The following is an 18961-nucleotide window of genomic DNA, read 5'->3' as shown; positions in this document are numbered from 1 at the left end:
ATGGCTCGTTCGTCAGTGACATCAACACTGTTTTGGGCCTCAAACGGTCCTGGGAGTGCATCATGATTCACCATGTCTGGGGCCTGATGGCTCACCCTCACCGAGAGTGGAAACACATCGAAGGTGAACACGAAAGCGCAACCCACATGTATGCCAGTCACGTTTTATTGCTGGCTACCATACCCGTCGTTTGCGCATTTATCGGCACCACCACCGTAGGCTGGGGCTTCGGCCGTTCGGCCGTGGTAACACTTTCCATGGTCAGTGCACTACAACTGGCTATCCTCTTCTATCTTGCCATTCTGGGCGCCATCGCCTTGATGGGGCTTGTTGTTCATCGCATGGCACAGCGATACCCCACCCATCCCGACCTGAACCGCTGCATTGTTTTTGCTGGATACGTTGCCACCCCCATGTTTCTGGCAGGTTTGGTGGCCCTGTACCCAATGCTATGGCTGTGTGTGCTGGCCGGTGTCGCGGGGCTTTGCTATACGGGCTACCTGCTCTATCTGGGTATACCGGGCTTTCTGGGCATAGATCGCAAGGAGGGCTTTATCGTTTCCAGCTCGACGCTGGGGATTGGCGTGCTGGTACTTGAAGTACTGCTTGCCATTGCCGTACTGCTTTGGGGATATGGCGCGCATCTCGTCTATTGAGTATGTACTGACAGGCAATGATGCAATGAAAGGAATAGAGCGATGCCGAACGGGCAGGTAAACGGTAGACACAAGTAAACAAGGCACTAAAAAGCACAAATAAAAAGGGAGCTGCCAATAGCAGCTCCCTTTACAGCAGAATTTAATCTACCGATTTACTCGGGGCGGATTGCAGAAGCCTGCAGGCCTTTTTTACCCTGAGTGACGTTGAAGGAGACCTTCTGGCCTTCCTGCAGCGACTTGAAACCTTCTGCCTGAATCTCGGAGAAGTGTGCGAACAGATCGTCGCCACCATCGTCAGGAGAAATAAAACCGAAGCCTTTGCTGTCGTTGAACCACTTAACAGTGCCAGTTGCCATGCTTTTGATACCTGTGCAATAAATTAATGATGGTTAGCCCCCAACGGGCAAAAACAAGATAGCCATTCATATGCTCTCGACAGGATCGATTACAACTGACGATATACTGCCTTGTTAACCACCCGGGTCATAGTGCACCTATCGCTCTATCGGGTCAAGTAACCCTTTAGTAGGGGGTATGCGATACAGACAGGATGCACTCCCTGTTTGACACATCCAGCGCGGGCTGGCAACACAAGCATGCCCTATGCTTATCCTGCGATAATGTCAGCCCCTGTTGTAGCCGCATCAGAGCTACCCATGGGGGTTATCCATGCTTTCGACAGAAGCAAGAGCTACCACTGCTTACTGTTACTAGGGCATCGGCATCGATACATAAAAAAACCGCCCTTGGAGGCGGTTTCTTTGTTCCAGATTACACATATGGCAATTTGGAATGGTGCCGGCTGAAGGAGTCGAACCCTCGACCTACTGATTACAAGTCAGTTGCTCTACCAACTGAGCTAAGCCGGCATATTCAGTATGCAAAGTACTGAAGTGGCTGGGGTACCAGGACTCGAACCTGGGAATGCCGATACCAAAAACCGGTGCCTTACCACTTGGCTATACCCCAGCAGATGGTGGCCAGAGACGGAATCGAACCGCCGACACGGGGATTTTCAATCCCCTGCTCTACCGACTGAGCTATCTGGCCGCTGCCAACGGCTGCGTATTAAATCGAAAACCTCTTCTCAGGTCAACACCTGTTTCCAGATTATTTCAAAAAAACTATTCAGAGGGCGGCACATAGCCTTCAGCACTGTCGGTTTCTTCATTGTTGAAGAACTGCGTCATCTGCACCATCAGGTAATCGCGCGTCTCGGGATCGAGCATATTGAGTCGCTTTTCATTGATCAGTCGCGTCTGTAGCGCCTGCCACTCCTCCCAGGCCTTTCTGGAAATGTTGTCATAGATGTCCTGACCTTTTGCGCCAGGCAACGGCGGCATCTGCAGTCCTTCCATGTCCTGCTGGTACTTGCGGCAAAATACCGTACGAGTCATTGCAATACCTCTTGTCAGCGCGTCCTTACAGGAGCGTAGATGATGACAGGGACTCAAGCAGTGCCTTTACCGGCGCCGCCAGTCCTATGCTGTCGGGTTGATCCGGATCGTACCAGCGCCGTCCTGCTTCGGCGTGACGATTCCCCTGGTGGGGTAGATGCGCCTGAACGGGCGTGATCTCAAGTCGAAAGTGCGTAAAGGCATGCGTAAAGCATCGCCATTGCCCCTGTACGACGCTATCGGACATTTCATGGCCCAGCCACGCTTCCAGTGCTCCCTGGTCGTCAAACTGTGGCAATCCCCACAGGCCGCCCCACAGGCCGCTTGATGGGCGCTGTTCGAGTAATATCCGACCATCCTCATCACGCAGCATCAGCATCAGTGTCTGCCGAACGGGTTTCTCCTTTTTCGGCTTCGGCTCGGGAAAGCGATGCTCTTCTCCACGCGCATGCGCCACACAATCTGCCTCAAAGGGACACAGCAGGCAGCTGGGGCGTCGACGTGTACAGAGGGTGGCCCCCATGTCCATCATGGCCTGAGTGAAGTCAGCACAGCGCCAGTGCGGCGTATAGTGCTCGGCCAGCTGCCAGAGCCTGCGCTCGACTTCTGGCCTGCCGGGCCAGCCCTCGACACCGTGCAGCCGCGTCAGTACCCGTTTGACATTGCCATCCAGTATGGGGGCTCGATGGCCCGTGGCCTGTGCGATGATGGCTCCGGCTGTTGAACGCCCGATGCCCGGCAGCCCACTCAGTGCCTCCACGCTTTCGACCGGAAACTCGCCGCCATGCTCATGAACGACGCATTGGGCGGCACGATGCAGGTTCCGGGCACGGGCGTAATAGCCCAGTCCCGTCCAGAGATGCAGCACCTCATCCTGGTCGGCCGCCGCCAGCGCCGCAACGTCCGGAAAACGCTGCATGAAGCGCTCGAAATAGCCGATGACGGTCGCCACCTGCGTCTGCTGCAGCATGATTTCTGATACCCAGACGCGGTAAGGGCTCCTGTCCTGCTGCCACGGCAGGTGGGTGCGGCCATATTGATCAAACCAGCCCAGCAAACGGGTGCGGAAATACTCGGCATCCAGCGGCTGCGGGGCCTTCACAAAAGTACTCACGAATCGGCTCTCGCCCAGAGATAAATACAAAGGTGCAGGCACCACACTCGGTACAGTGCCTGACGTGGAGGGTCGTTACTGAGATCGTTACTGAAAAAGCCCCTTGATGGCGTTTCTCAGATTGCTGCCGGAATCCTCGCCCAGCTTTTCTTCGATGCGCTGGCCCAGCCTGCCTTCAAGCTGCCGGTCCAGATGCTCACGCAGCTTCTCCTGCCCCTCATTGGCGGCTGTCTTTTGCAGAATGGCGCGAAAGGCGCCAGTGTCAAAACGACACCACTGGGCCGGAGCGTCCTTCAGATCTCCCGAGCAGTGCAGCGGCAGCGGTATACGGCTCAGGGTATTGCTGACCGGGCACCCCTGGGTATCAGCGGTATCCACCAGTCGGGCCGCCAGGGCCATATCCAGATTCTGCGCTCCCAAGTCGATCTGGCCGTTACCGGTAATATCGATACCCGGCAGGGCCACCTTCAAATCGTCGTTTTTGATCACCCCATCAACAATATCGAAGGTCGCAGCGAACTCGTCGAACCCGGTATCGCTGCCCCACTCATGCGAGGTGCTGTTGCCCTGCAGCATGGCCGCTGTGGTGCAGAGCTGGCCCGGCAGATTGATGCCCATCATGGCGCCATCAGCGATCTCGAACGCCGCCTTGCCATCAAGGTGAGCCAGCGGGGAGGCATTATTGTCAAAGCTGGAAGACAGTGTCGCACGGGCGTTGAGCGTACCGCGAAAGAGGTTGTCCCGGTCCAGCGCGTCACGCAGCAGAGGCTGCAGCGCCACATCCGCCAGCCGTGGCTCGAAGGAGAGCGCCGTCGAGGAGGCCGCAACGTTCATGGTGCCGCTGGCCCTGAGCGTTCCGTCATAGAGCTCGGCTGCCAGCTCCGGAAGGCGATAGCGCCCCTCACGACCCTGAGCCTTGAGGGTCACGTTCTCGAGCTGGATGCCTCGCACCCTGAGCGCTTCAAGTCGCAGCGCCAGGGCAAGGTCCAGTGCGCGGGCCAGCGCCCGGGCATTCTCGCTTGAGGAGGCCTTCTGACCGGTGGTCTGCGCCGTCTCGCTTTCCCGAACCTGCGGGGTGCCTTCTGCCTGCGGCGGCTGCGTTGCCTTTGGCGGCAGGTAGCGGTCCAGATCCAGCGTGCTTCCTTCCAGATCGGCATGCAAAAGCGGTGCCTCCAGCCCCAGCGACGCCTCCCCTTCAAGGGCAGTACCGTCGACATCGATCGCCAGATCCGTCAACCGCGCCACGTGCCTGTCGCCTTCGACACGAGAAGAGAACCCTACTCGCTGCAGTGCCTGTGCGTCTGCGGTGGCCGGCAGTTGCCCCAGCCGCTCCAGCCAGCTGCGAAGATCGGCCGGTGCCATCTCGACCTGACCCTGCCAGTGCAGATCGTCGCTCAGCTGGTCGGCCTCACCGCTGCCCGTCAGGCGCAGCAGCTGACCGCTGCTGAGCGCAAATTCGGTCAGCACTGCATGATCGTCCCTGAGCGACACCTCGCCACTGATCTCACCGCCCAGCGGCAGGGCAGGCTCGCCCAGAGACGACAGATGAAGGGCCCCGTCAAACGCCGCCTTCTCGAACGTATAGCGCTGCTGGTTCAGATCCGCGACCAGTCTGGGGGCATTGAGGCTGAAGTTCTGATCGCGTGCACTATCCAGCGCCGGCAGACGTGCCGCCCCCTTCAGCGCCAGGCCATTCAGGGTATAAACGGCGTCGTTCAGATCGAGGCTGGCCTGACTCTTCAAACTGACATTGCCGGTCATTTCGGGCTGGGAGCTTTCCACGGCAAAGGACAGCTCCAGCGGAAAAGCGTCCCCCGAGGTGACATTCGACGCCAGCAGAGCCAGCGAGGAGAGCGCGATCTCACGATCGTGCTGGCGATCATCGAAATGCACCCGGCCGTCGGTGACCTGCACACTGGCGACATCCATCGTCAGAGGACGCTCACCGGCCGTCGTGACGCGCTGAGGCCGCCGTGACGTCGAAGCCGCCGGAGCATTCTCCTGATGCGCCACGGTATCGATCAGTGTTTCCCAGTTGCCACGCCCCTGCTCATCTCGCTCAAGGTTGAGACGAAGCCCGTCGAGCGTAAACCCATCGACCTCGATATTGCCGCTCAACAACGGTGCGAATCGTAGCCGCGCCTCAGCCTGGTTGAAGGCGGCAAAGGGTGCGTCATCATCGCTCTGATCAGGAAGACGCGCAGAGGCGTCTTCAACGGTAACCCCGATGCGCGGATAGAAAGTCCAGGACAGAGGCCCGTTGAGCGACAGCTCCAGTCCTGTGCGTTCGCGCACGGCATCGGCCAGCCGCGGTTTGAGATCGTTGGGATCGAGAAAGGTCGTTGCATAAATGACCACGGCCACGGCTAGCAGCCCCAGCACCCCCATCGCCGCCAGCACTATCCTGAACAACGCTTTCATTGAATACTCTCCAGAAGACCCTGTCGCACCCGATAACGTCCCTGACAGGCCTCGTCATCATGTCATGAACCGGCGCATCAATTGCGGGCGCTAGTGTAGCGGATGGTGACTCCCCTTCTCTATAATGACGCGCCGGCGCAAGCGCTCGGGCGCCCTACAAAAGGCCCCGGCGCATCGAGCCGCGCGAGCGTGCCCCGCTTTTGATATCGTTGTTACCCATTACGCCTTAAAGGCGGTGATCCTTTTTCTACAGGGAGCCTTCATGACCCAGTCGCCGCGACGCGCCAGTATTTCACGTCACACCAGCGAAACGCGCGTCAGCGTCTCACTCGATCTTGACGGTCAGGGCGAGCTCAAGGCCGATACCGGTGTGCCCTTTTTCGAGCACATGCTCGACCAGATCGCGCGCCACGGCATGATCGATCTGACAATCCATGCCGACGGTGACCGTCATATCGATGATCACCATACGGTCGAGGACACCGGCATCACCCTGGGTCAGGCCTTCGCCGAAGCCCTGGGCGACAAGCGCGGCATCCATCGCTACGGGCACGCCTACGTCCCGCTGGATGAGGCGCTCTCGCGCGTGGTAATCGATTTTTCCGGCCGCCCGGGACTTTTCATGAACGCCGAGTTCACGCGCGCCACCATCGGCGCCTTCGAGACCCAGCTGGTGTCCGAGTTCTTTCAGGGTTTTGCCAGTCACGCCCGGGCAACGGTGCATATCGACAACCTGAAGGGTGACAACGCCCACCATCAGGTCGAGACCATCTTCAAGGCCTTCGGGCGCGCCCTGCGCATGGCGGTCTCCCCGGATGAACGCATGACAGGGCGTATCGCCTCGACCAAGGGCAGCCTGTAACCAACACCGTCCGGCCGGCGTGATGCCGACCGGCAAGGAGTGTGTCCAGCATGACGATTGCCATCATCGATTACGGCATGGGAAACCTGCACTCGGTGGCCAAGGCCATCGAGCACGTCAGCCCCGATGAGCGGGTCACCATCACGCGGGATGCCCGTGCCATCAAGGGCGCCTCACGGGTGGTACTGCCCGGTCAGGGCGCGATCCGTGACTGCATGGGAGAGCTCGAGCGCACCGAGCTGACCGGGCTGGTCAAGGAGCTTCTGAGTGATGCCAGCAAGCCGCTGCTGGGCATTTGTGTCGGTCAGCAGATGCTGATGGACAAGAGCGAGGAAAACGGCGGCGTGCGCTGCCTGGGCTACATGCCCGGCCGGGTCACGCGCTTTGATGATACGGCCCTGGACGATCAGGGCCAGCGGCTCAAGGTGCCCCACATGGGGTGGAACCGCGTGCATCAGCACCACATGCACCCACTGTGGGAAGGCATCCCGACCGGCGAGCGCTTCTACTTCGTGCACAGCTATTTCGTCCAGGCCGATGACGATGCCCATGCGATGGGCTACATCGATTACGCCGGCAGCCGGGCGCACGTGGCCACCGGCCGTGACGCCGTCTTTGCCGTACAGTTTCATCCGGAAAAAAGTGCCGATGCCGGCCTCAGACTGCTGGCAAACTTTGTGACCTGGTCGCCCTGACGGCTTCTGCGACCGGGACATTTCACGACAAGGATAAAGGAATCCCCATGCTGGTCATCCCCGCCATCGACCTGAAAGACGGTCAGTGTGTTCGCCTCAAGCAGGGCCGAATGGAAGACTCGACCACCTATGGTGAAGACCCGGTGGCCATGGCACAGCGCTGGGTGGATGCCGGCGCACGGCGGCTGCACCTGGTGGATCTCAACGGCGCCTTCGAGGGTCGTCCGGTCAACGCGGACGCCGTCAGGGCGATTGCCGCCCGCTTCCCGGATCTGCCCATCCAGATCGGCGGCGGCATCCGCACCCGCGAGGTGATTCAGAGCTATCTGGACGCCGGCGTCAGCTGGGTCATCATCGGCACCCAGGCCGTCCGCGACCCGGACTTCGTGCGTCAGATGTGCAAGGAATTCCCCGGCCATATCATGGTCGGGCTCGATGCCCGGGACGGCTACGTGGCCACCGACGGCTGGGCGGAAGTCTCCACCATGCGCGCCGTGGATCTGGCCCGCCATTTCGCCGAAGATGGCGTCAGCGCCATTATTTATACCGACATTTCACGCGACGGCATGATGAACGGCGTCAACGTTGAATCCACCGTCGAAATGGCCAGTCACGGCGGGGTGCCGGTCATCGCTTCCGGCGGTGTAACCGATATCGAGGACGTGCAGAAGCTGGCGGATGTGGCCGCTGCAGGAATTGTCGGCGCCATCACCGGGCGGGCCATCTACGAAGACCGGCTCGACCTGGCCGAGGCCCAGACCCTGTGTGACACCATTGAGGCACAGCGCGGCTGATACGCCCGGAGAAGCACATGACACTGGCAAAACGCATTATTCCCTGTCTGGACGTGGACCGCGGTCGCGTGGTCAAGGGCGTCAACTTTCTGGGCATTCGTGATGCCGGCGACCCGGTCGAGGTCGCCCGACGTTACAACGAACAAAATGCCGACGAGATTACCTTTCTCGACATCACCGCCAGCCACGAGGCACGGGGGACCACGCTTGACATGGTCAGCCGGATCGCCGGCGAGGTCTTCATTCCGCTGACCGTCGGCGGCGGTATTCGCAGCTGCGACAACATCCGCGCCCTGCTCAACGCCGGCGCCGACAAGGTGTCGATCAACACGGCCGCCGTGACCGATCCCGACTTCGTATATGAAGCCTCTCAGCGTTTTGGCAGCCAGTGCATCGTTGTGGCCATCGATGCCAAGCGGGTCAGCGAGGGCGGCGAGCCGCCACGCTGGGAGATCTTTACCCATGGCGGGCGCAGGCCAACCGGACTCGACGCGGTTGAATGGTCACGCAAAATGGTGGACTACGGCGCCGGAGAACTGCTGGTGACCAGCATGGACCGTGACGGCACCCGGGAGGGCTTCGATCTGGGCGTCACGCGAGCCATCAGCGACGCCGTGTCGGTGCCGGTCATCGCCTCGGGCGGGGTGGGCAGCCTTGACCATCTGGTCGCAGGCGTAAAGGAAGGCGGCGCAGACGCCGTGCTGGCCGCCAGCATCTTTCATTTTGGCGAGTACACCATCGAACAGGCCAAGCAGTACATGGCCGCTCAGGGCATCGAAATGCGCCTTTGAGCCCTGCCGGCATGCGGCGTCGTCCGTCGGCGCCGCATGCCTTGGTGATCAGCCCTGCGTCTACTCTGCCGTCAGCCCCAGATTGCTGACGCCCTCGTTTTTCCCGAGTTCTCGCAATTCGCGAAGCCCCGCGCGATCCAGCGTCTGCGTCTCGACCCTCTCCAGCACCGCCAGCTGGAAGGCGCGCTCATCGCTCATCAGCGCATGATCATCGATCAATGTCTCGCGCTCGACATCATCATTGATGGCCTCACCGGCGCTCATCTCGATAAAGCGCTCGATACCGCCAATGGACAAACGGCTGACGTCCACCGGCGCCTCACCTGCGGGACCCGACAAAACGTCCATGCAGGCGGACAGGGCAAGCGTCAGATCCCGGGCAATGCGCGCCCCAAAGCTGTCATCGTCTTCCGGCGGTTCACACGCCGCGAGCTTTTCCGCCTGGCGCTCAAAGTTGATTTTGGCATCCCGCACGCCAAGGCTTTCCCACACCAGCGCCAGAATGCTGGTCACGCCGTGGGCATCCCCTGTCGCGCCGATCTCGGCATAGAGGCGATAGTTGGGCATCAACCGCTCACTCAGGGAGGCCATGAAGGCCAGCGCCTGGCGAGGCGACAGCGCCCGCAGACGCTTTTCAAAACCCGGTGCGATCATGGTGGGCATCGGTCAGGCTCCCTGCTCGGAATATATCGTGATGGTGTTGTAATACCAGGTGTTTGACTGAGCCCGGAGGCTGGCGTCGCGCTACGGAGCGGATACGACATGCGATATGCGATATGCAGAGCGAGGTGCTCCTGACCGGCGCTCAGGGCCAGAAAAAACGCTCCGGGATACGTCCGCGCGCATCGAATACTACCCCTTCGGCGCTCAGCATCTCACGCTGAACGCGGGCGCCTTCATGGTCGGCCAAACGGCCGCCGGCGGCCACCACGCGATGCCAGGGCAGCGTGTGCCCTTCCGGCAGCAGGCGCAGCAGTGCGCCAATCGAGCGCGCCGTGGCCCCCTCGGTCATTTTCGCAATGGCCCCATAGGTTGTCACACGCCCTTCGGGAATGCGGGCGATAATGGTGGTGGCCTGTTCGCGTATTGCATCACGCATGGCATCCCCCGGTATCTGTCCATATCGGTGTATGCTGGACGCTCAGCTTATCGTTATCCATCATGGCCCTATCATGCATATCTATTTTTTACAGCATGCGTCTCATTTTGGACCGGCCCGAGTGGCGGACTGGCTTACCAGCATGGGCCACAGCTTTAACGTCTGTCGGCTTTACGCCGATGAAGTACCACCGCGCCCCGGCGATTTCGATGCCCTGATCGTACTGGGCGGTCCCGAACAGATCATTGAGCACGGCTGGACCAAACGCGAACAGCATCTTGTCGAGCGTACGCTCAAGAGCTCAAAACCAATCATGGGGCTGGGCTACGGCGCGGAGCTGATTGCCGCAGCGCTGGGCGCCATTGTCTCTCCCAATACCCACGGCGAATTCGGGTGGCAGACGGTGCACGGCAACGAAGAAGGCGACCTTGATCTGCCCGAGCGCTTTGACGCCTTTCTCTGGCATCGGCGCATTTTCGGACTCCCGGAAGGCGCCATCTCGATCGGGGCCAGCGAGGCCAGCCCCCTGCAGGGCTTTACCTGGGATGGCGCGCGCGTGGTCGCCATGCACTGTCATCTGGAGGCCACACCCGACTGGGTTCGGGAGCTTACCGAGCATGAGGCCAACAGCCTGACAGCGCCCGGCCCCTGGGTGCAGTCGCGTGACGAGATGCTTGAAGACAGCCGCCGCTTCGCACAACAGGCCGCCGTGCTTGACCGGGTCATGATCGACTGGCTGCGCCTGTAACGGTCACTCGACCTCGCCACCCTGGCGCTGCTGATCGACAGCCTCGCGCACGAACGCCAGCACCTCCTGCCATGACCCGGTGAACGCCGGGCCCTGTTCCGCCTGGCGCAGCTGATAGTGGTACATGGGATCGTAGTATTCACTCAAAAGCGGTGACAGCCAGCCATCATGGGCCTGGCTGTCACCCGTGGTGACATGGGCCTCAAAGGCCTGCTGCTGCAGCTGTAAAAGCCGCTCCAGACGCGCACTGCCCAGCCGTTTTTTCAGACGCACCAAGGCACTGACCAGCTGGCGACGCATCAGCGCCCAGCCCAGCCAGGGGCCGTAGGCGTTGCGATACTGTGTCCAGAGATCGTCGATGTAGTCGCGGCGAATCTGGGCGAGGCGCCACTCCAGCGGCATCTCGATCAGCACCCGGGGGGCCGCGCAAAGCCCGTGCCAGAGCGGCAGCGGAATCTCGACACTGCCAATGCGTCGGGACTCGTCCTCAAAGACATAGGGGGCCCGGCAGCTGGCCAGATCCATCGCCAGCGCATGCTCAAAATCGATCTGCGTGGGCGGCTGCCCCGGCTGGCGACCGAAGCTTGAACCCTTGTGACGCGCATGACCTTCCAGATCGATGCCGCTATCGAGGGCCTTGATCATGTCGGTCTTGGCACAGCCGGTCAGCCCGGCAATCACCAGCGACGGCGCCTCGGCGGCCTGCTCGGTCACTGTCATCAGCGCTCGCCGCGCCGCCTTGAAGCCGCCCTTCAGGCGTGGCACCTCAAGGCCTTCTTCTGCCAGCCAGCGCTGGGCGATCCCCGAGCGCTGCCCGCCGCGAGCACAGTAGATCAATGCATCGGGATGACGGGCGATGGCATCTCGCCAGGCCGCAATGCGGCTGTCGCGCAGCGCACCGCTGACCAGCTGATGGCCCAGCCTGAGCGCCGCATCGCCGCCGTTGTGTCGGTAGCAGGTGCCTACCTGAGCACGCTCGTCGTCATCCATCAGGGGCAGATTGATGGCACCGGGCAACGCCCCCTGAGCAAACTCGACCGGCGCACGCACATCGATCAGCAGTGACGCTTCCTTCAACTGATCAGACGTCGGGATAATCTGTTCCCCCTTCCTAGTGCTGGACATGAAAAACTGCTTCACCCTCTCGTGTTACGCATTCGCCAAAGGCTTCCAGCGTCAGGCCATGCTCGCGACCGATACGTTCAACGTCATCCTCATAGGCGGGATCAACGGCCAGCACCAGACCGCCGGAGGTCTGCGGGTCACACAGCCACTGCCAGTGATAGTCATCCATGGCCGGCATCAGTTTGCCCATCGCACGATGATTGCGCTCCGTACCGCCCGGCACGGCCCCCTGACGCAGATAACCATCCGCCTCGGGAATCCGGGGCAGACGCTTGAAATCGATTCGTGCCGCCACGTTACTGGCCGTACAGATTTCGCCCAGATGGCCGGCCAGACCAAAGCCCGTGACGTCGGTCATGGCATGCACACCCGGCACGGTGGCCAGCTTCTGCCCGATGACATTGGTACGCAGCATGGTGTCTCGCGCCAGCCCATGATGCTCCGCTGCCAGCAGACCGCGCTTTTCGGCGGTGGTCAGTACGCCCACACCCAGTGGCTTGGTCAGATAGAGTCGATCACCGGGGCGGGCGCCATTGTTGCGCTTCAGGTGCTCAAGCTTCACCAGTCCGTTGACGGCCAGGCCGAAGATGGGCTCCGGCGCATCGATGGAGTGCCCACCGGCCAGCGCCAGCCCCAGCTCGCGACACACGGACTGGGCACCGGCCAGTACCTCACCGGCCACCTGGGGAGAGAGCTTGTCGATCGGCCAGCCCAGAATGCCCAGCGCCATGATCGGGCGTCCGCCCATGGCGAAAACGTCGCTGATGGCGTTGGTTGCCGCAATGCGACCGAAATCAAAGGGATCATCCACGATCGGCATGAAAAAATCGGTCGTGGCGATCAGCCCCTGGCCGTCGCCCAGATCGTAGACGGCAGCATCTTCCCGGTCCTGATTGCCGACGATCAGCTTGTCGCTGAAGGCACCGGGCCCGGCATTTTTCAGCATCGTATCCAGCACGTCCGGTGCAATCTTGCAGCCGCAGCCGGCACCGTGGCTGTACTGGGTAAGACGAATCTGTGTCATGAGCTGTCCCCTTTGTAATCCGCAGTATATTCGATGGTGTCCACCTGCACTGTGGCACCGTTGCCGGCGACTCGGCCAGCAACCCTGTTCATTCGATCCGGCTAGATGGCCTCGAGCGCCTCGGAGAGCCGATCGACCGCAATGACCTCCATGCCCGCCGGCGATTTCTTCGGGGCGTTGCCTCGCGGGACGATGGCGCGGGTAAAGCCGTGCTTGGATGCCTCGACGATGCGCTCCTGCCCGCTGGGCACCGGGCGAATCTCTCCGGAAAGGCCCACCTCGCCGAACACGACCAGTTCCCGGGGCAGCGAGCGATTCTGAAGACTCGACACCACGGCCAGCAGGACGGCCAGGTCAGCACTGGTCTCCAGCACCTTCATGCCACCCACCACGTTGACGAAAACGTCCTGATCGCCGGTAAACAGCCCCCCGTGACGGTGCAGCACCGCCAGCAGCATGGCCAGTCGCTGGGCATCGAACCCAACGGCCACGCGCCGCGGGTTGCCCAGCGCCGACTCATCCAGCAGTGCCTGCACTTCGACCAGCAGCGGCCGGGTGCCTTCCCAGACCACCATGACCAGACTGCCAGGGGCCATCTCTTCGCCGCGAGAGAGAAAGATGGCGCTCGGGTTTTTCACTTCCCGCAGGCCCTGCTCCAGCATGGCGAACACGCCCAGCTCATTGACCGCGCCAAAACGGTTCTTCTGCCCGCGCAGGGTACGAAAGCGCGAATCCGAACTGCCCTCGAGCAGCAGCGAGGCATCGATCATGTGTTCCAGCACGCGCGGGCCTGCCAGGGCGCCATCCTTGGTAACGTGCCCCACCAGCATCAATACCGTACCGGTCTGCTTGGCAAACCGGGTGAGTGCTGCGGCCGATTCGCGTACCTGCGCCACGCCGCCCGGGGCCGAGGAGACATCCTCCAGGTGCATGGTCTGAATGGAGTCGATGATCAGCACGGCCGGCTTTTCCCGCTCGGCCATGCCAAGGATGGTCTCTACGCTGGTTTCGGCCAGCATCGACAGCCCCTGAGTGGGCAGCGAGAGGCGATTGGCGCGCATGGCTACCTGAGACAGGGACTCCTCACCGGTGACATAGATGACCCGGTGCTGCTGGGCAAGATGACAGGCCGTCTGCAACAGCAGCGTTGACTTGCCGGCACCCGGATCACCGCCCAGTAGAACAGCACCACCGGGCACCAGGCCGCCGCCCAGCACTCGATCGAACTCGTCATAGGTGGTCGAAAAGCGCGGCAGTTCGCTGAGATCGACCTTTGACAGATCGGTCAGCGCCACGCCGGCGCCACCGGCATAGCCCTGGCGAGCCGTACTACCTGTACTGCTGCCGGGGCGAGAGGCGCTCGAAAGACGTATTTCGGTCAACGTATTCCATTCACGGCAGCTGCTGCACTGCCCCTGCCACTTGGAATACTCTGCACCGCACTCGGTACATACAAATGCGCTTTTGGCCTTTGCCATGCTGCCTGTGTGTCCTCTCGGTGGTTTCAGACATGAAAAAGGGCGGCATGGCGCCGCCCTCTGATCGACACTGCCACAGAGGCAGCACGTCTGACATTACTGCTGTCGAGTCAGACGCAGGGTCTCTCCATTTTCAAAACGACGCAGCTGCGGATCCACCAGCTCAAGCGTTGCATCGTTGACGCGCTCGAAGTAGTAGACCTGACCTTCACCGGAAGGCGTCAGCTCATACACTGTGGCCGAAGGATCATCCTGCATGCCGCTGATCACGTCCCAGTTACCGCTATAGGTTTCGGTCGGCGGATTCTGGGGATGGTTCTGATACTGCGCGTCCAGCTCGAACGTACGGTCCTGCGGATTGGTGGCGTTTTCGTCGCCCTGCAGATCGACCGTCAGTGCAATACCGCTACAGTTGCGGCACGGCAACGTGCCCGTATAGGTTCGCGTTTCGCTCTGTGCCTGCGAGGACGAGGCAGTCGCCCCCGTGCTATCGGTACCCTGTTCGCCGCCGGAACCAGCACAACCGGCCAGTAGCGCCATCAGTGCCGAACCGGCCAGCAACGTTTTCATCTGCATGAAGCTTCACTCCTGATGCATGTTTTTTGGCCGTTCAAACGACCGGTACCCCCTAGCATAGCTGCTTGTCGGGGGCCCCGGAAAGACACTAGTGCATATAGAGTCACTATGGCAGGGTCAGAAGCCGTTAGTGCCTGTGATCATCCAGAAAGGGGTAGTCGGTATAGCCCGTTTCATCGCCGCCGTAGAAGGTATCGGGGTTGGGTTCGGCAAGCTCGGCGCCGACACGAAAACGCTCGGGCAGATCAGGATTGGCAATGAAGGGCCGACCGAAGACGGCAGCATCGGCGATACCGCGCTCGATCAGATCGACCTCGCCTTCCGCCGTATAATGACCGCAGAAGAGCAGCGCGCCATTGCGGAAGCGGGCACGCAGGGCACGACGGAAATCATCGGTCAGATGAATGTCGCCACCGGCCCAGTCGGGCTCGTTGACATGCAGGTAGGCCAGCTCACGCACGTTGAGCTGATCGGCCAGGTAATAGGCCATCTGCTCGGATTCATCATCCTTGAGCCCGAAAATCTCGATAAAGGGCGAGATGCGGATGCCCAACCGATCGTAGCCAAAGACGCTGGCGACCGCGTCAATGATCTCGAGCACAACGCGGGCGCGATTTTCGATCGAGCCGCCATAGCGGTCGGTACGCTGGTTGGAGCCGGTGGCCAGAAACTGCTGCAGCAGGTAGGCATTGGCGGCATGGACTTCAATCATGTCAAAACCGGCACGTCGAGCACGTACGGCGGCCTGACGATAATCCTCGACCAGCTGAGGAATCTCCTCGGTTTCCAGTGCCCTTGGGGTACTGGCATCTTCCCGACCGGAGCTGCCGTCGTCGAATTCCACGAAGGCCTGGGCGCCTTCACCGCGCAGGGCGCTGGGGGCAACCGGCTGCTGGCCCTCGGGCTGGACACGCTCGTTGGAGACACGGCCCACATGCCAGAGCTGCAGGGCAATGCGGCCACCGCGGGCATGCACGGCTTCCACGACGCCTTTCCAGCCGGCTTCCTGCTCGTCGGTCCAGATGCCCGGGGTATAGACATAGCCTGTGGCAGTCGGCGAGATGTTGGTAGCCTCGGCGATAATCAGCCCGGCCCCGGCGCGCTGACCGTAATAGATTTCCTGCATGCGTCCCGGGATGCGATCCGGCGTGCGCGCGCGTGTCAGGGGCGCCATGATGACCCGGTTGGGAATTTCCAGCGAGCCCAGCTGAAGCGGTTCGAATAGAACATCGTGCATGGTGTGAACCTCCGTGTTCGATGAGACTGTTAAATGAGACTAATTGTTTAATCCAGCCTTCTAGATGGAGACTGTTAGCCTGCTTATCAAGTCGTTAGGTGTCAAATAATTCATCGCCCCGTTTACGGTGCGCCAAACCCTTCAATCAGACGCTGACGCAGGGCGTCCATTCCCCAGTGGGCACTGTCCTGATCCGGCAGCATTCCAGCGTGCCAGCCCCATTCTTCAAACTGATCCAGTACGCTCGCATCCCGGCTCATGACATGGACGGGGACATCCAGGCTGGCGCCTTCGCCGGTAATCAGGGTCGCTGGCTGATGATCGCCCATGGCGATGACCACCAGGTTATCGTCGCCGTAATGGGTCACGAAAGAGGCCAGCGTTTCAAGCGCATAATCCACGGACTTGAGATACTGCGAGCGCACACGCTCGCTGTCCTGCCAGACCACATCGGGCGGATCACCGGCGCTGGCCCACTGATTGAAGATGCGACCATCGCCCACCTGCGCCCAGTCGATCAGCGGCGGAATCGGCGTCCAGGGGGCATGGCTGCTCAGCGTGGCAATTTCTGCCATGACGGGCGCGCGTTCGGTATCGGCAAGTTCAAGACGCTGTAGTGTCGCATAGGTGTACTGATCCGGCATGGTGACCCAGTTAAAGGGCTCACCCTTGTAGCCGAGATTGCGGGCATCATAGACCTGATCGAAGCGATAATAGCGATTGGCCAGCCATTCACGTGTCAGTGCCGGCTCCACGGCCATGGTCCGCCATCCGGCGCGATTGAAAAGGCGTGCCAGTGAGACACGCTCGGTCCCCAGCAGCCAGTTATAGCGCCGCTGCGAGTTGATCCAGAGCCCCGACTGCAGCGTGGCATGGGCCAGCCAGCTCTGACCGCCCACTGTCGGAGAAGCAAGCCAGGCACTGCGGGCACCAAACCCTGCCTGTCCAAGTTCGTCATCGATGGCGGCCATGCGCGAACGCATCACCCCGGCATAGCGCTCATCTTCCAGTGCCGTACGACCGTAGGATTCGATAAAGACAAAGAGAACGTCATGGCCTTTCAGTCCGCTCAGGAGCTTACCGGCAGGCATCCCCGCAATAGGGTCCTGTTCGGCATGTTCCTTGAGAGCGGCAAGATCCTGAAGGTTTTGTCGGGACTGCGCCACGTGCTCGACCACCAGTCGTGATGACTCGGCAGGTCGGGGCGTGTCATGCCAGACAAGCCCTGAAAGCGATACCAGCAGCAGCCCTGTTGCCATGGTCCACAGCACCACACGCGACCGCTTCGGGCCGCCTGATGCCCCATGGCGAGCCAGCAGCAGCAGCCCGGTAATCATGAGCGCTAGCACCAGCAGCAGTGCTGCGCTCACGGCGGCAGCCAGCAGCCAGGCCTTGTCGGCACCTATCGTGCCACTGAGCACATTCCACCCGGGTCCCAGCAAACGCCAGTCCGAGATAGGGTCGAAAATTCGCCAGTAGGCCTGCAGTGCGACCATGTCAGCCAGTTTGATCAGAACGACCAGTAGCAGTACGACAGCCAGCAGCGGCGCCAGAAAGTGTCGGATTCGACGCGGAGCACACCAGAGCGCCAACAGCATCAGCGGAAGTTCGAGCGGGGGGAACCACCAGTCAGACTGGTTGAGGGCACTGGTCTGATGGGGCAATGCCAGCACGAAATAGCCCAGCAACAGCGTTATCACCATGACGCTTGTGCGCCCTATCCTTCCAGCCACCGGCCTACCCCTTCACCATTTGATAAAGCCCTTTAGATTAGCAGAGACCGGCACATGGATGAGGCTTGCGAACGTTACAGGCAGGGGTCAACATGACGCCACCGTATCCCCTTGCAGAGAGCAGCGATGAGCAAGTTCTGGAGTCCTGGAGTAGAAGCATTGACCCCTTATGTGCCCGGGGAACAACCCCGGCAGCGCATGATCAAGCTCAATACCAATGAGAATCCCTACCCACCTTCCAGAGGGGTAGAAAACGTCCTTAGACAATTTTCCTGCGAACAGCTGCGACGCTACCCCGATCCCGAATCGCTGGCCCTGCGCGATATGCTGGCCAGGACCTATAACGTCACTCGGGAACAGGTCTTCGTGGGTAATGGCTCGGATGAGGTGCTGGCCTTTGCGTTTCGCGCCTTTTTCCTGCGTGAAGGCGAGGCGCTTGCGATTCCGCAACATACCTACAGTTTCTATCCGGTGTACTGCCAGCTTTATGGCATTGATCTGCAAAAGGTGGCTCTGAACGAGCGCTGGGAAGTGCCACTGGAGCACTTTCCCGAGCAGGGCCATGCCGGTATTGCCTTTGCCAATCCGAACGCGCCCACGGGTCATGCGCATTCACGCCTAGCCATCAAATCGCTGCTGGAAAAACAGCGTGAACGTGTTGTACTGGTGGATGAAGCCTATTACGGCTTTGGCAGCGAAAGTGCCGTGCCGCTGACCAATGAGCATCCCAATCTGCTGGTCACGGGGACCTTCTCGAAATCCCGCAGTCTGGCAGGCATGCGCATCGGGTTTGCCATAGGCTCAAGAGAATTGATCGAGGGGCTGGAGCGCATCAAGGACTCCTTCAACTCCTACCCCATCGACCCGCTGGCCAGTGCCGTGGGCATTGCAGCGTTGGAAGACACTCAGCACCATGATGAGTGCTGTCGCGCCATCATGGCGACCAGAGAAAATACGTCTCAGGCGCTGAGACATCTGGATATTGAAGTCCTGCCCTCCCAGGCCAACTTCCTGTTTGCCAGACCCAAACGGCATGACGCCGCCTCGGTAGCGGCCAGCCTTCGTGCGTCCGGCATACTGGTTCGTCACTTTGGCACGCCGGGTCTTTCCGACTGGCTGCGGATTTCGGTGGGCACCGAGGCCGAGATGGCAGCACTGGTGGCGGCGCTGGAAGCGCTGCCGGCCGCGTCCTGAGGATCCGCCCGGCG

General features: G+C 60.8%; 19 protein-coding genes and 3 tRNA genes. 7 read left to right on the top strand and 15 right to left on the bottom strand.

Annotated features, from left to right (window positions below; genetic code table 11):
- Window positions 1-62: 62 nt before the first annotated feature.
- Entirely contained in the window at window positions 63-656 is a 594-nt protein-coding gene (locus tag C8D72_RS16395; protein WP_115855593.1) for a Yip1 family protein, read from the top strand.
- Window positions 657-811: 155 nt separating this feature from the next.
- Here the strand turns inward: C8D72_RS16395 and C8D72_RS16390 are convergent, their stop codons facing one another.
- The 7 genes from C8D72_RS16390 to C8D72_RS16360 form a co-directional block, all read right to left on the bottom strand.
- Complete coding sequence (locus tag C8D72_RS16390; protein ID WP_086620861.1) at window positions 812-1015, bottom strand: cold-shock protein; 204 nt, start codon at window positions 1013-1015, stop codon at window positions 812-814.
- 437 nt (window positions 1016-1452) lie between these two features.
- Window positions 1453-1528 (bottom strand) — tRNA-Thr (locus tag C8D72_RS16385).
- Between the two features lie 25 nt (window positions 1529-1553).
- Window positions 1554-1628: transfer RNA gene (locus C8D72_RS16380), tRNA-Gln, on the bottom strand.
- Window positions 1629-1633: 5 nt separating this feature from the next.
- Window positions 1634-1709, bottom strand: a tRNA-Phe gene (locus C8D72_RS16375).
- A gap of 74 nt (window positions 1710-1783) precedes the next feature.
- Entirely contained in the window at window positions 1784-2056 is a 273-nt protein-coding gene (locus C8D72_RS16370; protein WP_115855541.1) for an oxidative damage protection protein, read from the bottom strand.
- A 25-nt stretch (window positions 2057-2081) separates the two neighbouring features.
- Window positions 2082-3170, bottom strand: a complete 1089-nt coding sequence (gene mutY / locus C8D72_RS16365; RefSeq protein ID WP_245955312.1) for an A/G-specific adenine glycosylase — start codon at window positions 3168-3170, stop codon at window positions 2082-2084.
- 87 nt (window positions 3171-3257) lie between these two features.
- On the bottom strand, window positions 3258-5591 hold the full coding sequence (locus C8D72_RS16360) for an AsmA family protein (RefSeq protein WP_115855539.1): 2334 nt from the start codon (window positions 5589-5591) through the stop codon (window positions 3258-3260).
- Window positions 5592-5853: 262 nt separating this feature from the next.
- Here C8D72_RS16360 and hisB point away from each other — a divergent pair, with 262 nt between their 5' ends.
- Genes hisB through hisF form a run of 4 tightly spaced genes read left to right on the top strand, consistent with a single transcriptional unit; the run spans window position 5854 to window position 8733 of the window.
- Window positions 5854-6453 (top strand): imidazoleglycerol-phosphate dehydratase HisB, encoded by a 600-nt coding sequence (gene hisB / locus C8D72_RS16355; protein WP_115855538.1) that lies wholly within the window; start codon window positions 5854-5856, stop codon window positions 6451-6453.
- A gap of 50 nt (window positions 6454-6503) precedes the next feature.
- Window positions 6504-7148 (top strand): imidazole glycerol phosphate synthase subunit HisH, encoded by a 645-nt coding sequence (hisH, locus tag C8D72_RS16350; protein ID WP_115855537.1) that lies wholly within the window; start codon window positions 6504-6506, stop codon window positions 7146-7148.
- Window positions 7149-7195: 47 nt separating this feature from the next.
- A complete protein-coding gene (gene hisA / locus C8D72_RS16345; RefSeq protein WP_115855536.1) occupies window positions 7196-7942 on the top strand; it encodes a 1-(5-phosphoribosyl)-5-[(5-phosphoribosylamino)methylideneamino]imidazole-4-carboxamide isomerase in 747 nt (248 codons plus the stop codon).
- Between the two features lie 17 nt (window positions 7943-7959).
- Complete coding sequence (hisF, locus tag C8D72_RS16340) at window positions 7960-8733, top strand: imidazole glycerol phosphate synthase subunit HisF (RefSeq protein WP_115855535.1); 774 nt, start codon at window positions 7960-7962, stop codon at window positions 8731-8733.
- Between the two features lie 60 nt (window positions 8734-8793).
- Here the strand turns inward: hisF and C8D72_RS16335 are convergent, their stop codons facing one another.
- Together C8D72_RS16335 and C8D72_RS16330 are read right to left on the bottom strand one after the other, a co-directional pair.
- Window positions 8794-9396: a YjaG family protein gene (locus C8D72_RS16335; protein ID WP_342768081.1), complete on the bottom strand. Its 603-nt coding sequence runs from the start codon at window positions 9394-9396 to the stop codon at window positions 8794-8796.
- 142 nt (window positions 9397-9538) lie between these two features.
- Window positions 9539-9832: an MGMT family protein gene (locus C8D72_RS16330; protein WP_115855534.1), complete on the bottom strand. Its 294-nt coding sequence runs from the start codon at window positions 9830-9832 to the stop codon at window positions 9539-9541.
- A 121-nt stretch (window positions 9833-9953) separates the two neighbouring features.
- Here C8D72_RS16330 and C8D72_RS16325 point away from each other — a divergent pair, with 121 nt between their 5' ends.
- Window positions 9954-10580, top strand: coding sequence for a type 1 glutamine amidotransferase (locus tag C8D72_RS16325; protein WP_342768080.1), 627 nt, complete (start codon window positions 9954-9956; stop codon window positions 10578-10580).
- A gap of 3 nt (window positions 10581-10583) precedes the next feature.
- Here the strand turns inward: C8D72_RS16325 and mnmH are convergent, their stop codons facing one another.
- The 6 genes from mnmH to C8D72_RS16295 form a co-directional block, all read right to left on the bottom strand.
- Window positions 10584-11705, bottom strand: coding sequence for a tRNA 2-selenouridine(34) synthase MnmH (mnmH, locus tag C8D72_RS16320; protein ID WP_115855532.1), 1122 nt, complete (start codon window positions 11703-11705; stop codon window positions 10584-10586).
- Window positions 11692-12729, bottom strand: coding sequence for a selenide, water dikinase SelD (gene selD, locus C8D72_RS16315; RefSeq protein ID WP_115855531.1), 1038 nt, complete (start codon window positions 12727-12729; stop codon window positions 11692-11694). The genes mnmH and selD overlap by 14 nt, the downstream gene beginning before the upstream one ends.
- 101 nt (window positions 12730-12830) lie before the next feature.
- Window positions 12831-14207 (bottom strand): DNA repair protein RadA, encoded by a 1377-nt coding sequence (gene radA / locus C8D72_RS16310; RefSeq protein ID WP_115855530.1) that lies wholly within the window; start codon window positions 14205-14207, stop codon window positions 12831-12833.
- Between the two features lie 96 nt (window positions 14208-14303).
- Entirely contained in the window at window positions 14304-14783 is a 480-nt protein-coding gene (locus C8D72_RS16305) for a copper resistance protein NlpE N-terminal domain-containing protein (RefSeq protein ID WP_115855529.1), read from the bottom strand.
- Between the two features lie 127 nt (window positions 14784-14910).
- On the bottom strand, window positions 14911-16020 hold the full coding sequence (locus C8D72_RS16300) for an alkene reductase (protein WP_115855528.1): 1110 nt from the start codon (window positions 16018-16020) through the stop codon (window positions 14911-14913).
- 122 nt (window positions 16021-16142) lie between these two features.
- The gene (locus C8D72_RS16295; RefSeq protein ID WP_115855527.1) at window positions 16143-17723 is read right to left on the bottom strand and encodes a sulfatase-like hydrolase/transferase; all 1581 of its coding nucleotides are present in this window, start codon (window positions 17721-17723) and stop codon (window positions 16143-16145) included.
- 156 nt (window positions 17724-17879) lie between these two features.
- Between C8D72_RS16295 and hisC the strand changes: the two genes are divergently transcribed.
- Window positions 17880-18947: a histidinol-phosphate transaminase gene (hisC, locus tag C8D72_RS16290; protein ID WP_115855526.1), complete on the top strand. Its 1068-nt coding sequence runs from the start codon at window positions 17880-17882 to the stop codon at window positions 18945-18947.
- Window positions 18948-18961 lie beyond the last annotated feature (14 nt).

The organism is Kushneria indalinina DSM 14324, assembly GCF_003385845.1.
Classification (GTDB): domain Bacteria; phylum Pseudomonadota; class Gammaproteobacteria; order Pseudomonadales; family Halomonadaceae; genus Kushneria; species Kushneria indalinina.
This window is presented reverse-complemented; position numbering and strand designations above follow the sequence as displayed.